This window comes from Affinundibacterium seohonense (genome assembly GCF_014284305.1).
In the GTDB taxonomy this organism is placed as follows: Bacteria; Pseudomonadota; Gammaproteobacteria; order Burkholderiales; family Burkholderiaceae_D; genus Undibacterium; species Undibacterium seohonense.
Window position 1 is genome coordinate 1 of sequence record NZ_JACOFW010000042.1, and the last position, 14,727, is coordinate 14,727.

The following is a 14,727-nucleotide window of genomic DNA, read 5'->3' on the forward strand; positions in this document are numbered from 1 at the left end:
AGGTCAGCATTACTTCGAGCGGATAATGCATTCGTTTGAGTAGCTTGCGTAGCTCGTCATTCATTGCATGAATCAAATATTTTGTCGGATCATCAGTCTAACAGAGACAGCTTATTGCGACAGAACCGCTTTTATAACGATCTCGCTTGGCGAAGCTGGGACATTGCCGGTTTTACGTAATCTCAAATCAAAAAAGAAACCGCAAACTTTGAGCAATCGATTTTCATGCCGGCGAGCTCGCATGGTCAAAGGATCCATAAGTAAAAAAGTGAAATCGCAAACTGCCACAAGGAAATCTATTTGGTGAGAAATCCTAGAAGGGGAGGAAAGTCACTAACCTCCGCGCAAAAAGCTTGAATGGGGCCTAGGAGCGTTTAGAAAACGGAGGAGGGTAGCGTGCTGCGGAATTGGAGAGAGCGCTTTGGATAGGCTTTTTTGTGATCCTTTGTGTTTTTTGATTTTGTTTGGTTTTTTGATCTCTGAATTAAGGGATTTCTATGCAATAAAAGAGATCGGATAAGTCTATTGAAATCGTGTTGCCTTCGAGAGAAAAATCGCAAAAATCTAACGTGATAGATTCTTGCTAATTTACTAGCAATCTGGTGATCAACTTGCATACAATCATCCATCCTGGGCAGCGGATAACTAATATTCGTTTTCCTTTTTAAAAAATCTACTTGCATTGGCTGCACCGATGAAAAAATTTCTCTCTAACACCGAGTACTTGGCTGCCGTACGTGATGCCATCTCCAGTGCTAAACACATTGACGCTGCGGTTGCCTTTTGGGGTGCAAGATCTGAAGCTTTGTTTTCAGATAGTTCGGTCCCTGTTCGTATAGTTTGTAATCTTCTCTCTGGTGGAACGAACCCAAACCCCGTAAGAATCCTCCGCGATAATGATGCAGTCCAGATACATAATTCAAGCAGCCTTCATGCGAAGGTTCTTCTGACAGACACTGTTGCCATAATAGGCTCCGCCAATTTCTCAACAAACGGATTGCACTATGAAGGCGATGAGCTTGATGGTTGGCTTGAAGCTGGCATTCTGACAGACGATCGTGACGTTTTGGAACAAGTAGCCGCTTGGTTTTCAACTCTTTGGAATTCGTCTCTGCCAGTAGATGAGAGCGATCTACTCGCCGCAAGCGCTGCTTGGGAGAGTTCCAGAACTAACAGGGCTGCGGGACCAACAAAAAAATCCTTCGCACAACTCAGAAAAGCTGATCTCCTTGGACGACCAGTACATATCGTATTGTGGAAATTTTTACCCTCAGAGTCTGGAGAACAAGATTTTGGTATTGCGCAACAAGAAGCAGCTGTGAATGGCATCAATACAAAGGAACTCGATTTCTATGAGGACTGGCACTCGTTACCTAAAGACGCATACCTTATCGATGTGCACATAGATCCAAAGGGAATTATAAAAGTCGGTAATCTTTACATCCGACGTCCAGAACTGGATCCTATAGGCTCGAATATTCAAATCGTTTCCAGTTTATCGAAACTGCAGGGCTTCCCCTTCGTCTACGATGCCGCCTTCCGTGACGCTCTTACTCAGCACTTAAAGCAAATTTACTTGTCTTTGTTGGGTGACAAGAACAATCGTGATCTACCTCTTAGTGAAGCAATTCCATGAAGACTTCGTTCAGGAGTCAACCTATAGGTTAAGGTGCAGATAGTTTGGGCATTAGCGAAACGTAGTGCTTGAGAAGTGGCTTGAATGCAGATCAAAAGAAAGCTCATTGACCTAAAATAGGAACTTTTTGTTGCCTTGTTAACGATTTCCGTGGGGAGTAGGTACGGGTAGATTCATGACTTTAGATTTGATACTTGATGGTAAATCAGGGAACAAGTTCACCCCAACTATGTTTTCAAGTTCAGTCACTGACAGCGTTTCGTAATCCATACCTTCGGCGTTATTGACGATACACGCACCGGCTTCTTTCCTCACAGGATTGTTGAGAATCACTTAAAACTGAGCCCAAGTGGCTTAATTTTGGGTGATCGTCAACAGCTTGGCGTTACTTTCGTGCTCGTGTGTAAGCGTCCAACGCGACCACCTAAAATAATTCAACCGAACCTATTAGACTCCCCCCATTAAATCATCAGGATGACTTGACGGGGAATGGATTATGGGCAGCGTAAATCAAACGACAAAGCAATCAAAAGAAGAGAAGTTGGCGTATTGGCGCGACCACAAGCGAAATTGGGAAGTGAGTGGTTTGAGTAGGACGGCGTATTGTCAACGTGAGAGTCTCAAACTCTCGTCGTTTGATTATCAGCGAGCGCTTATTCGGTCAGCCGAGATGGCTGAGGTCAACTTGCAGATCGACACACCACCAGCGATACCCGATAAAAAGCACATCTTGCCTGTTGCTAAAGCGACGCGCTTTGTTCCTGCAATCCACACCGATGGTGCCGCCATGACTACCGCCAAAGTGATGGTTCCAAGCTCTCCAGAAATGATCCATGTACAAAGTCCCAATGGTTGGCAAATCGACTTAACGCTCAAACACATCACGCACGACCCCGGCGCAGTCGCGTCCTTGCTGCAACTACTGCAGGCGTGTCGATGACGATGTGGAGCGCACCGTCTCAACTCTACTTGGCAATCGAGGCCGTCGATATGCGAATTGGTATCGATGGCTTGTCGCAACGCGTTCAACAAAGCCTAGGTCAAGCGCCTTGCGATGGTAGTGCCTACGCCTTTCGTAATAAAACGGGTACAAGAATCAAAGTCGTGATTTGGGATGGCACTGGCGTCTGGCTGTGCTTACGACGTTTGCACAAAGGCCGTTTCGTTTGGCCGCAAAGTCATGACTCGGTGTGCACCTTATCGCACCAAGAATGGCAATGGCTCACCACAGGGGTGGACTGGACACGCCTATCGGCACAAGCGAATGGAGCGTGGCGCGTTTAAAAATTGTGGCTACTCCCTGTTAACTTCCGAGCGGGCGAGGTATACTTTCGGGTATGGATATCGCCAACAAACTTGCTCAACTCAATGCTGATCCAGCGCTCAAAGAATGGGTGTTGGCGCAAGTCACACAAGCACAAAAATCCGCAGCAGAAGTCAGTCGTCTCACCGTTGAGAACCACGCTAAAGAATGCAAAATCAATGCACTGACCTTAGAGCTGGCCTACCACAAGCGTCTCAAATTTAGCGCAAAAACCGAAGCGTTTACAGCACAACAACGTGACCTGTTTTTAGAAACAGAACAAAGCGATCTGGCCGCCATGCAGGCTGAGTTGGCGCAATTATCACCAGCCACAACACCACGCAAGCCAAGCCAAACCGGACGCAAAGCACTACCAGCAGATTTACCACGCATCGTGCATAGACACGAACCAGAAAGCTGCACTTGCGGTCACTGCGGCAAGGATTTGGTCAAGATCGGCGAAGATATCAGCGAACAACTCGACGTCGAACCAGCCCGCTTCTTTGTGCACCAACACATTCGTCCTCAATATGCCTGCCGTGCCTGTGAAACCGTCACAGCAGCAGCGATTCCCGCCGCAGTCATTGACGGTGGCTTAGCTGCACCCGGTTTATTAGCATGGGTCGTGATTCAAAAATATCTCGACTACTTACCGCTGTATCGCATCGAACAAATCAGCACCCGCCACGGTGTTGGCATTGCCCGCTCCACGCTGGCAGAATGGGTAGGAAAGATGGGGGTCGCACTCCAACCCTTAAGTGAACGACTGGCCGAATTACTCAAACAAGGGCAAGTACTGCACGCCGATGAAACCCCGGTGCCACTACTTGATCCCGGCAATGGTAAAACCAAGCGCGCCTATTTGTGGGCCTATCGCAGCAATGTCTTAGAAGACAAACCAGCGATCATCGTGTTCGATTTCCAAAACGGACGCGGGGGAAGTCATGCGCAAGCCTTTCTGAAGGATTGGCAAGGTCATCTCATGGTCGACGATTACGCCGGCTACAAAGCTCTGTTCGCGCTCGGCATCACTGATTAGCTTGTTTGGCGCACGCCCGTCGCAAGTTCTTTGACTTGCACGCAGCCAATGCGCATCCTATTGCAGCAGACGCACTCAAACGCATCGCCAACTTGTACCACATCGAAGCTGAAGGCAAAACCGACACCATAGCCCAACGCCAACAACGACGCCAAACCCAAGCATTACCGCGACTGCAAGAAATGCACGCCTGGCTGATTCAAACACGCCAACAAACGGCCGACGGCAGCAGTCTAGCCAAGTCCATCGACTACAGTCTCAAACGCTGGACCGCCATCGAACGCTACGCCAATAGCGGCCATCTACCGATCGACAACAACCCCATCGAAAACGCCATTCGTCCGATAGCGATTGGCAAAAAGAACTGGCTATTCGCCGGCTCCGTACGCGCAGGCAAACAAGCGGCCGCCATTCAAAGCCTACTCGCCACCGCCAAAGCGAACGGTATCGAACCATTGGCATGGCTCAAAGCCACGCTTGAAAAATTACCGACACATCCCAACAGTCGCATCGACGAACTACTGCCATTGCGCCCTGTTAGCACCGTTGAGAAATAATGTTAGATGGGACGGCTGGACGCTTACGCTCGTGTTTATCGGCCATGAGATGTATCAGCGATTGATTCGTTTTTAGGAAAGATTATTCCGTAAAAAAGCTATTTTTTCTCTCTTTCATCCATCATTTTTCTATACTCATGCCTAGACATGTAAGGATATTTTAAGCGCGGGTCATCAGCTAGCAATTCATCTATCTTAGCTTTTACCTCTGCAGATGGCTCTTGCATGGAGTCTCTAGAAGTATTGCGACTAAAAAATTCTTCCAGTATTTCCAGATATCCTATAGGAGGATCTTGCATAGAATTTTTAGTGGTCTCTTGAATATGATTCGCTTCGTTAGATTTGTCGTTCATTTTTATTCGCCATGAATAGTACCTACATACGCTTTAAAAATTCTGGTTCCAGTTCTCGCATGTGCCGGATAGTTTCAACGACTACTATTCCCTTGTTCATATCGTATTTGTATAGAGCGACATAGCCATTTTTCTTATACGGTATCACCAGTTTTCTAAGGTTGGGTATCGTTTCACAGGGTACCGATGTTCCTAGTAGTGGATTTTTTTCGAGTTGTCCGATTCTTGAAATAATCGTTTGTATAGCTTCGGCGACTTTTTCTGGTGCTACCTCTTCCAAAAACGCTTTAAAACGAGCAATGTCTCGATGTGAACGGGGTGAAAATATTATTTGTGGCATGCTGGCATAGATAATGGATTAGCAGTACCAAGGCTGTCAGCCCATGCTTGCATTTCACTTAAATTAGTATGAAGACCTGTTGCCACATACTCTTTGTCAGCTTCAATGGCGTCCGTAACAAATTGACCGAATACCAGCTCTTTAATGCGTTCTTGAATTAAGGCTTCTTTTGCTTGAGGTGTCATAACTTCGAGAATAACTCGACCACGCCTCGTGATACTCACGGGCTGTGTCAGTGCGGTATCGGTAAGTGTTCCGAAATTATTTTTAGCATCGGACGCGGTAAAGGTAAGCATGATTATCGTCTTTAAAAAGTATATTACTTGTCCATTTTAGCCAATTTGTCCATTCTGTCAAATTTTATATTGGCTATTAATGCCCAACGCCCCGAAAAGGTCAAATTGACGTTTTAGATGATCTACCGGTGCGAAAAGACTACTTTATGCACCCGGATGTCAGTTGGAGACAATGTCTAAGTCAGAAAAAGATCGCAATTAATCAACCAACCGACACACTTAAAGTCCAAAAATACAGCATCTTAGATAAGTTATTGCACGAAAACCACCCATCATCGCTCTTTTTACCTTTTCGAGGCGTTGGGCATTAATAGCCAAATAGCTGCGTCTTTCGCAACCGACACATTGATGCTGTAGCAAAAATATTCTTCTTGCTTGCACCCCCAAGGTGCTGATCATTATTCATTTTCAATTTTTCTTAAAATAAGTATTTCAACACCCTTTTTAATATACTCATTGAGCATATTAAAATTATTTTTTTTCATTCTCCAAAATTTCTCTAACAAACTTCCAAACAATCTCATCCATTTCGCGAAATCCAGTAGATTCAATCGGTAAAAGCCAATTGTCTAATCGTCGTTTCGTTGTGCCCAATCGCTCGGCAAAAGCCTCCCGTTTCATATCGAGTCGCCGCATTGCGTCACGTAAAAATTCTTGTTGTGATACCGTGGTTTTCATTCGCTTCCAATTAATATCTATACTCATTGAGCATCATAGCATCAGCTAAAACATTTCATGGAACTTTACTTCCCGAATTTGTTGCTAGGAGAGAACAGCGAAAAAGGAAAAAATTGTTCGCTAAGGATTTTCTCGTGCCCGAAATGATCCAAATTACCCCTCGCAGACCTTTCTATTTTGGCGCCATACATAGTCGCTGGTCAGATTGATGTGTTCCCAGCCAAGCTGGTGACATGTACTGCTGCAGTGAGTCATCTTTCAATTTTTGGATTTCGCGCGACGCGTGAGCGGCACGCTCCAAATACACGGAATACGGACCTCAAGTTGGCTTGACTTTCACGTAGGTCACATTGAACTCCTTGCACTGTCGATGCTGCTGCATTCGATTCGCGAAACTGAATACATCATTGAGCTCAAATCGTTGGAACACATCCAGCCCACGACTCAACACGATCTTCCAGCCGTGGTCGGTCGTGATGTCGCGGTCATGCTTGGTACCGGTTGTGTCGTACTCCCAAGTGAACTGAATACCAATGGCACGGCAGGCCTCCGCCATTTTTTGAAAGTTCTCAGTTTGACGGTCTCCATTAAACTCATCCTCAACCGTAATAACATTTACAGCCACTTCGTTCTCTGGAGAGTTTTGTTTGCTGATGGTCTCCAATAGATCCATCACGTTGCGCTGCTGATGGAACATCCGTAAATAGGGGTCATTTAGGGTAATTCGACTGGCGCCTATTAAATAAGGTCCGAACAACTTGTCGAAATTCACGCCGCGTTGGTTTTCCTGGAAGACGAGGTGCGTCTCTTTTAATGCTAGTGGTGCCGCCAGAGATACCGTTACAGCAGCGGTAGGCGCGCTGTTAACAGGCACAGTCCCTACAACGTAAGACATTTCGCTTGGCGGGGCAGCTGTGTCGTCTGAATCGCTCTCCTGTGCCACGCGGCGATGGTAGGAATTCGGATATTCCTCTTCTTCCAATGTCGTAACTGGCACTTCTTTGCCATCAGGTGCCATGTAAACAAAACGTACCGGCGGGTAAGTGGTGTCAATTCTCAGCAATTGGTCCTTGATCCGTTTCCGGCCCTCGATAGCCACCCGCAGAATTTCTTCGATCTCGGCATCTGTTGCTTCCCCCTGAGGATACAATATCTTCATTAGCCCAGAAAAAGTCTTGTTGATGCCGTCGCGGTCGCGGGTCGAAATATCGTCAGAGAGTCGGAATTTCGCTTTATAGCGGTCAGAAAAATCGTGACTGCGCAATGAGCGCAAAATTTCGGCAAGGTAATCGACCACAAAGCCGTAACCATCAGAAAACATTTCACCACGAATCACGTCCACTTCCCAGCCCGGAATGTAGTTATGGACTCGATCCAAAAATGCCGAGTCGTGAAATTTTTCGGGGAGCGGATCAAACAGATCTGAATGCTTAAGCATGTAAGGCACCGTGTGGTCCGTATTGCCAACAAACACCATGCTCGCCTCAGCGCCCAGTGTTTCCACACCCCGCGAGAACGTCTTGTTGGCCATGTAATTCTTCAGGATGTCGACCAGCGCTTTATCGACCTTCTTTTGCTTGCCAGCGAATTCGTCGAAAGCCACTACGTCCCAGTAACCGACCAAGCCCAGCTTCCCGCTACTGTTATTCACAAACAGCTTGGGCACAGTCACTTCACCACCAGAGATCAAAATGCCGTGCGGCGAAAACTCCGAGAAGATGTGAGATTTTCCGGTGCCCTTGGGACCCAGTTCAATCAGATTGTAGTTGCGCTCGCAAAAAGGAATCAGCCGCACCAGTTGGCTGAGTTTGTTACGCTTGCCAAACATCTGCGGATTGAAGCCCACGCTCTGGATCAGCAGATCGATCCACTCCTCCGTGGTGAACTGCTTGCGGGCTTCCACATAGCCTTCGAAATCAAATTGTGAGATCTGAATCGGTTTGATCGACGCCAATATCCACGGCGTGGCATTCTTGTCCTCGGTGAAAAGGTACTCTAGGTCAGCAATACACCAAACGCCACCGACCAACAGCTTAGGATGCGCCTTCACCGTGGCGGAATCAATCACCACCTTTTTGACGCCCAGATTGGCAAACTCGGCTTCGTAGGCGTCTGACTTATCGTTCAACGCTACGCTGATGCGGTCGATGACTTTGTGTCGACCTTTTTCCTTAATCGTTGAACGAACCAAGCCTGCTTCATTGCGATGCACATAGTGCTTGCGCAGGATCTCCCGCACCGTGTCAATGCCAGTCTCAATCGTCGCCTGGTCGTTGGTGGCGCAATACTGTCCGAGTAGATACTCCAGCACATAGGTAGGGACGATGGCGTTGCCCTTCACCGTCTTGACCAGATCCTTGCGCACCACCAGTCCGGCAAAGTGCTGGTTTATTTTATCGTCTAGCTGACTCATGGACTTTCCTATGCAATCACTTAAAAATCAAATTCGCTGGAGAACGAGCGGCGTATTGCGTAACGCACGGCCTTGTACTTGGCGAAATGCGAGGTGCCGTCGACCTGTTCATCCAGGCGTAACTCAACCTGCTGGTTGTTGAAATCATCCGCCTTACGGCTGAGGATGAAACGTACAGGCAGCTCACGCTCGCGCGGGTTGTCTGAAGCAAAATCAAAGGTCAAGTCATGCATATCAGAAATCGACTCACCCTCCAAGGTGTAAATACCCGCTTTCAGTCGTCGTGCTTGCAGTTTCTCTGTCACAGGCCCGGTCTGGTATAGCACCACGGCCAGCTGTCCCGTCGTAATGGTTTTGCCACCGCCGCCGATAAACTCTACGTCCACCCGTCCTACGTCACTTTGGCGCTTTTTATTGATGGTGATGACGGGGATTACTACCTCCTGCAAGGTGGCGCCGCCATGAACAAACCGACTGCCTGAACCTTTCAAGCGCAGGCGATTGATAGACTTTGGAATTTGCACTTCCAGCGTGCCAGCCAGTGACAACTGCTCTGGGCTAAACGTCTTAAAACTGGGGTGCGCGCGTAGTCCTTTACCCAGTACAAAGCGACGATCAATATAGAGCACTTGGCGCCCCTCGGACTCTGCGCTGAGAAAATCGCTGTCTGCCAGAGGTTGGTTTTGATAGATGAAGCCGTGGTCCGCTGTAACGACTAAATTGCTTGCATTGGCATTGGTCAGCTTTTTCACCATACGTAATAACTCGTCCAGCGTTTCCTCTGATGCGGCAAACACACGTTCCTCGGTATCACGCGTGTCGCCTGTTTTGTCGATCAGGTTGTGATACACATAGACCACATCGTTGTCGCGGATCAATGCACGCGATTCATCACGCCCCATAGTAAGTACATCTTTGGCCAGAACTACAGTCGATGCAGGCACAGTCGCTGCCAAAATCTTGGCCCTGTTAGCCGACCCCATGCTGCTCTGGCCGTCCACCAATGCGTGGCCGCTATCGTCGTCCACCAACTGCAAGGTCTGGTTCGGCAATAGTGCCGCCATACCCAGCTGGGTGTAGCTGGGCAAGCAAGACAATGCAGGCACCAGTTCAGCATCAAACTTATCCTCACGCCGGATCATGCTTTGCAGTTCTTCGCCTATTTCATAGCGAAATGCATCTGAAATCAACACGCAGACCTTATTCTTACGTTCAAGATAGGGGCGTACAAAGCGGCTGAAAAACTGAGCCTGAGAAACCACAGGCGCAGCTTCCCAAAGCACGCTTGCATCCACAAAGGTTTGCCAGCGGTCGTTGAGGCGCACTAAATAATTATTCGTGTAAAGATTCTCGATCAGGTTGTTCAAGTCCTGCAACAACGACGCTTGGCCGGATTCTCGCGCGTGATAGATGAACTTGCGATAGCGCTGATCTAAGCGGAACCAGGTCTGGGCATATTTCTTTACTCCATCTTCCAGCGAACTCATCTCCAGTTGAGTCATGCCCAACAACTGGATGAACTGCGCACCGTGTTCAATCGCCAGGTAAACATCCTTGAAGCGGTCAAACCAATGTCCCTGACGACGTTGCCTTACCCATTGCTCCACCTCCTGCGCAGTCACCGTACGCGTCACTACATCGCGCACCAAGTCGCTGAGGATCTTTTGATCGATCAGTTCAAAGTAGTCCAGATCCATGAGCGTTCGGTAATCAATGCCTTGCAATTTCTCATCGATCTGTAGAATTACTGCGCACTCATTCGATAGGGTTTCAAAGCGTTGGTTGTGCGCTCGGCTGTCTTTCCAGCGCCGTATGAATACCTGAGCCTCAGCGGAAAGACGCGCCTTGTACTCAGGTTCCACGTCGGCAAAAAAACAGGTCTTGAAAAGCTCGATCACAAAATCGCGCAAGCCAGGCTGTTCAGACGCATAACCGTAAGCACGCTTCATGCGCTCCCACAAGAAGTCACTCAAACCGCTACGCTCGATCAACTTAATGCGTGTATTCACGCCTTCGGCTACATCGGCCAATAGCGCTTCCAGCATCACATCCAACCGCGGCTCAGTTCCCACGCACACAGCTAACATTTTTTGGAGCAGGGCATTCTGTGTGTCGCTGCTCTCTAGCATGCCACGCAAGGCTTCGCGGCGTTTACTCGCCTCAAAAAACGCCACATGGGCTTCGAGAAGAGGATAACAATCCGGCCCCAGTTCCAGTTCTGCCAGCCACAGTGCCACCTGATCGGTACGGAAGGTATTGCCGCTCGCCAGCTGGACATCTAGCAACCAGTTATGTAGATGCTCAGGTTCAGGGCCATCGCGGTAGAGCAAAAATTTTTGCGCTGGCTGTGCACGCAACACGCGATGCTTTACGCTAAATTCGTTGTTAGTTAGCTCAATTTTTTCAATGTCCGGCAGTTCCATCGCCGCGAAGTCGGCGCGAAACTCATGGCGCGTGTCATACCAAAAGACGATACGTTGCTTGTCGAACAGGTTGCTGAGTGCCTGGGTGATTTTGAGGTTGCTCATTAGTCTCAGTCCTCTTCCTTCGCATCCAACCCGACGATTTTCTTTAAGGCAGAGCCAAGTTTGAGGTAGTTGACCTTCACGCCATCGTCCAGATCCAGCTCTACCTGCTCGGTGGCCAGTGGGTAGAGCACGTCGCGTTCGTAATCGTCCAGCTCCTGAAGTTGCTTCTTGATGGGGTCTATTTCCTTGTTGGCGCGGGTTTTCTCGGCTGGGCTCGCCGAGCTGCTGATGCCAACTTGCTGCAAGTAACTTAGGTGCGCCGCCAGCTTGTTGCGGAAGTCACGCAGATAACCGTTGAGCACCACACTCACCGTGTCCGGACGATAGCGGTGGAGGTAGATCAACGCATTGAAAGTGCCTAGTTTGCTGCCCAGCTCGCTGGAAAACAGCCAATAGATGGGGCGCTTCTTGTAGCGCTTCACATGGTCGTTGTAAAAATCCTTAAGAAAGTAGTCGCGGATCGGCTGCGGCTTACCTTTCTTATTCAGTGCCTTTTCGACAAACTGCAAGTTTTCCTCGTAATGCGCCTCTCCAAATGCCACGCGCAAAAACTGGCGAAAACGCTCAACGATGTCGTCAGTGAACCAGTCGCCGCCCAGCATTGGAATGACGTTGTCGTCATCCGCCGGGAAGCTGGGCTGCGGCACTTTAGTCAGATAGTCGGCCAGCGTTTCGCCTTGGTTGGCCAGGATTAGCCCCGGCTTATCGAGACTGTAGCGGCCAAACATGCACCCCACTGCGTAAGATACCAGCTCGCGCATGGTGTCGGCCAGTAGCATTACCTCCAATTCGTCCTCGCTCTTATCGCCACCGTAGCGGGAGTGAGGATTGCATGTAAGTGTGATTTCGTTCAGCATTACCTCAGGCTTCAACTCCGTAGACCTCGGCAAATCTGCCCGCAAAATGACGGTAAATTTGCCTGCACGTCGATTTTGTAAATAACTTTCACAACAAATTCTTTTAAATTCAATAGCTTAGACAAATTTCCCGTTAAATTTACCTACGTAAAATCATTTCTCGGCAAATTTGCCTGCAAAAGATTGTTGTTTGACCACTAAAACCTTTCAGGTCTGAGTTCAATTTCATCAGCAACGAAGAATTCTTGTTCGTGTAATTGCCCTTCGCGAAATTCGCTTAAAAGTCGACTTATGTATAAAGTTCGGTGTGTTTGTTCCATAAAGGTTTGAACAATACTTGCATCGAAAAGGGGAGTTCAAAATAGAGACATTCAAGTGATAAGCGGTCGACATGCCGCAAGAACGACATCGCGTTTCAAGAATATCGCCATGAAGTGGACAGCGTATGACCGATTCGAATTGGTATGCAGTTCCATGATATCCACGGTTTAAACAGCGCCTGCAGAATCTAAAGTTCGGGCATGTGGCATTACCCAATAAATTTGGGGTGATTGACTCGCGAATTACTTTTAGCGACAGTCCTAAGTCTACATGCAATCGCTGCATATCAATTTCAAATTTGCAAACAGCGATTCCTTCATAAGGATCAACATCAGTTTTAGCCAACTGCATTACAATCAGATGGCCAGACACGCTATTCATCTTGATGAATTTCCAAAGAATGGAAAGTAGTGAATCGTGAAGATCTAGCCATCTAGGATCGAACACATAACCAAATGACGGTGTCAATTTGCGTTGATCACACAGCATGATGGGCAAGGGCGCCATGCCCATCATCTCATGCAACATGATTAAATTCCGAAAGTGTGCGACCCACTGCTATTCTCGCTTGCACATATCCAGAATTGCGCACTGCTTGTACCCAAAGAGACTTGGCCGGCCTGTACTTGACTTCGTCAAGTGCTTGGCTATCTTTCAAAACAATTTCTACTGTACGCGTAAAAGATTCCATCGGAATTTCTAACTTTCCAGGCAACCCTGATTTGTTATGCAGACTTGAAAAAGCATCCCAGAGCACTTGTGCATCGTCAACCAACCTATAACCAGAATCCACTCCACGCGCAATAAAAAATCTTGTGAAAGTCCAATCACTGTTTCGTGGAAAAGTAGAATTGTCGTAGCCAGCCAAACAAGTTGCTACATCTTGCACATTTCGAATGCCATAAAAAGCGAATTCTTCTACCATGAACCGCGCAACGATCTGTGTTTTACCAGCGCACTGCAAATTCACTTTGGTGGAAAACAAATCTTCCTGTCCCACCAGGAAAGTAAATAGCTTGATTTGCTGGCGATCTAGATGATCATGAACGTCGCGTAACCATTCATATTCATTTTCACTATGTCGCTGAGCCTCATCAATAAAGAAGATGACAGTTCCACTACCAGCCCTGCTGCAGGCTTCTTTAATCTTATTATTTAGTCGGATTCTCTTCGTAGGATTCGATCCTGTATCAGGTTCTGGATAACCAACCGCCTCAAGTAAGCTGGAAAAGAACGGCCCCTCTGCATGCCTTGGTTTATGCTCTGCCTGAACATGATAGGTCGTTATCTTTGGATACTTTTCCGCAAGCAATAGCCTTAAATATTCAATAGAGCGCGTTTTCCCAATCCGAGATGGACCATAAATTAGCGCACCAGAAGTGCGATAGCGCAGGCAGCGTATTATTAACTCGTAGAACTCTTGAATAGCTGGCGTTGCAATACGATAATTTCCAGTTTCGATTGGATGCAACTCTAAAGAAACAGGCCGAATATTGTTAGTAGACATTTGCATTTCCTTTCGTGTAGCAGAGCGCTAAAGCGCAGAATTGAAACCCCAACCGATAGTCAATTTTTGCGGTTCCACTTTCTTTTTATTCGAAGGGGAAGCGTGATCTGAAGTAGTGTCATTCTCCTGACTAGTATCATCACCACTTTGCGAATTTTCCTTGATGACAGATGCGGTCTTTGTAGTAGGCGCACCCGCCAATGTACGCAATGTCCTTTCTAAATCGCTCGCAGCTCTGCGACTCTTTTTTGCGTTTGATTTTTTTGCTTCAACAAAGTGATCAATAAATTCCTGACTGACCGTAAATCCCAATTTCTTTTTACCGCGCATTTTCATAATCTCCCGCCGCAGTTTCAGATCATGAACAATCTCTCCCCATGCTCCTTGCGCTTTCAGGATACCAATCTCAGTTCCATCATTTAGAAATGCGCGCACTGTGCGTAAATCATCGCTGTTGTAATAGATTCGTAGGTCTCTTCCAAGTAACGTGCCACTAGCTGCGAGCACTTGATTCGTATAACGCACTTGAAACAAGGTGATATGCCCACGTGTTCCTTGTGGAAGATAACCTCGCACACGGCACCTTTGTGCTGTTTGCATTAAACACATCGTCTTTCGCTTTGCCTCGGGCAACCAGAAAACCATGTGCGACTTGGCACGCACAAAATACGTCATAGCTTCAAGAGGTGACTTACCATTTAACCCATCATGAGGAGTAGCGTTATACGCCGCAATCGATGCCTCCATCAGTTCTTCCATTTCTGTCAGTGAGACGAACAGTCTCAGATTACCTTTAACGTCAGCCAATGCGCGACGAACATCGGCAGTGCATGATCCTGTATATCCAGGCATTCTTGCGGAAAGCGAATTTGCGATCGTTCCGAAAAATCGCTCAATGT

The 14,727-nt window shown here is 47.6% G+C and carries 10 protein-coding genes and 3 pseudogenes; 4 read left to right on the plus strand and 9 right to left on the minus strand.

Annotated features, from left to right (window positions below; all coding sequences use genetic code 11):
* Positions 1-694: 694 nt before the first annotated feature.
* The 4 genes and pseudogenes from H8K52_RS19930 to tnpC all read left to right on the plus strand — a co-directional run bounded on the left by H8K52_RS19930 (position 695) and on the right by tnpC (position 4,535).
* Positions 695-1,636, plus strand: coding sequence for a phospholipase D family protein (locus H8K52_RS19930; RefSeq protein ID WP_186924672.1), 942 nt, complete (start codon positions 695-697; stop codon positions 1,634-1,636).
* Positions 1,637-2,132: 496 nt separating this feature from the next.
* The gene (gene tnpA / locus H8K52_RS19935; protein ID WP_186924673.1) at positions 2,133-2,576 is read left to right on the plus strand and encodes an IS66 family insertion sequence element accessory protein TnpA; all 444 of its coding nucleotides are present in this window, start codon (positions 2,133-2,135) and stop codon (positions 2,574-2,576) included.
* Positions 2,573-2,920, plus strand: coding sequence for an IS66 family insertion sequence element accessory protein TnpB (tnpB, locus tag H8K52_RS19940; protein ID WP_186924674.1), 348 nt, complete (start codon positions 2,573-2,575; stop codon positions 2,918-2,920). Before tnpA ends, tnpB begins: the two co-directional genes overlap by 4 nt.
* Positions 2,921-2,973: 53 nt before the next feature.
* A pseudogene (gene tnpC / locus H8K52_RS19945) lies at positions 2,974-4,535 on the plus strand (IS66 family transposase).
* A gap of 98 nt (positions 4,536-4,633) precedes the next feature.
* Here tnpC and H8K52_RS19950 read toward each other — a convergent pair.
* From H8K52_RS19950 to H8K52_RS19985, 9 genes and pseudogenes are all read right to left on the minus strand, one after another.
* Positions 4,634-4,888: a hypothetical protein gene (locus H8K52_RS19950; RefSeq protein ID WP_186924675.1), complete on the minus strand. Its 255-nt coding sequence runs from the start codon at positions 4,886-4,888 to the stop codon at positions 4,634-4,636.
* A gap of 22 nt (positions 4,889-4,910) precedes the next feature.
* On the minus strand, positions 4,911-5,228 hold the full coding sequence (locus H8K52_RS19955; RefSeq protein ID WP_186924676.1) for a type II toxin-antitoxin system RelE/ParE family toxin: 318 nt from the start codon (positions 5,226-5,228) through the stop codon (positions 4,911-4,913).
* Positions 5,216-5,524, minus strand: a complete 309-nt coding sequence (locus tag H8K52_RS19960) for a type II toxin-antitoxin system Phd/YefM family antitoxin (RefSeq protein ID WP_186924677.1) — start codon at positions 5,522-5,524, stop codon at positions 5,216-5,218. The genes H8K52_RS19955 and H8K52_RS19960 overlap by 13 nt, the downstream gene beginning before the upstream one ends.
* A gap of 486 nt (positions 5,525-6,010) precedes the next feature.
* Positions 6,011-6,202, minus strand: a pseudogene (locus tag H8K52_RS21395) (aspartate carbamoyltransferase); the annotation flags it as partial.
* Positions 6,203-6,521: 319 nt separating this feature from the next.
* Positions 6,522-8,615: a BREX system Lon protease-like protein BrxL gene (gene brxL / locus H8K52_RS19965; protein ID WP_186924678.1), complete on the minus strand. Its 2,094-nt coding sequence runs from the start codon at positions 8,613-8,615 to the stop codon at positions 6,522-6,524.
* 20 nt (positions 8,616-8,635) lie between these two features.
* Positions 8,636-11,143, minus strand: a complete 2,508-nt coding sequence (gene pglZ / locus H8K52_RS19970; protein ID WP_186924679.1) for a BREX-1 system phosphatase PglZ type A — start codon at positions 11,141-11,143, stop codon at positions 8,636-8,638.
* Between the two features lie 5 nt (positions 11,144-11,148).
* Positions 11,149-12,000, minus strand: a complete 852-nt coding sequence (locus H8K52_RS19975) for a BREX-1 system adenine-specific DNA-methyltransferase PglX (RefSeq protein WP_222613859.1) — start codon at positions 11,998-12,000, stop codon at positions 11,149-11,151.
* An 838-nt stretch (positions 12,001-12,838) separates the two neighbouring features.
* On the minus strand, positions 12,839-13,828 hold the full coding sequence (locus tag H8K52_RS19980; RefSeq protein ID WP_186924680.1) for an AAA family ATPase: 990 nt from the start codon (positions 13,826-13,828) through the stop codon (positions 12,839-12,841).
* A gap of 27 nt (positions 13,829-13,855) precedes the next feature.
* A pseudogene (locus H8K52_RS19985) lies at positions 13,856-14,727 on the minus strand (integrase); the annotation flags it as partial.

Excerpts from the sequence above, each read along its gene's own strand:
- H8K52_RS19960 (WP_186924677.1), bottom strand. The coding sequence starts at position 5,524 with ATGCTTACCTTTACCGCGTCCGATGCTAAAAATAATTTCGGAACACTT.
- brxL (WP_186924678.1), bottom strand. The coding sequence starts at position 8,615 with ATGAGTCAGCTAGACGATAAAATAAACCAGCACTTTGCCGGACTGGTG.
- H8K52_RS19980 (WP_186924680.1), bottom strand. The coding sequence starts at position 13,828 with ATGTCTACTAACAATATTCGGCCTGTTTCTTTAGAGTTGCATCCAATC.
- tnpB (WP_186924674.1), top strand. The coding sequence starts at position 2,573 with ATGACGATGTGGAGCGCACCGTCTCAACTCTACTTGGCAATCGAGGCC.
- tnpA (WP_186924673.1), top strand. The coding sequence starts at position 2,133 with ATGGGCAGCGTAAATCAAACGACAAAGCAATCAAAAGAAGAGAAGTTG.
- H8K52_RS19975 (WP_222613859.1), bottom strand. The coding sequence starts at position 12,000 with ATGCTGAACGAAATCACACTTACATGCAATCCTCACTCCCGCTACGGT.
- H8K52_RS19930 (WP_186924672.1), top strand. The coding sequence starts at position 695 with ATGAAAAAATTTCTCTCTAACACCGAGTACTTGGCTGCCGTACGTGAT.
- pglZ (WP_186924679.1), bottom strand. The coding sequence starts at position 11,143 with ATGAGCAACCTCAAAATCACCCAGGCACTCAGCAACCTGTTCGACAAG.
- H8K52_RS19955 (WP_186924676.1), bottom strand. The coding sequence starts at position 5,228 with ATGCCACAAATAATATTTTCACCCCGTTCACATCGAGACATTGCTCGT.
- H8K52_RS19950 (WP_186924675.1), bottom strand. The coding sequence starts at position 4,888 with ATGAACGACAAATCTAACGAAGCGAATCATATTCAAGAGACCACTAAA.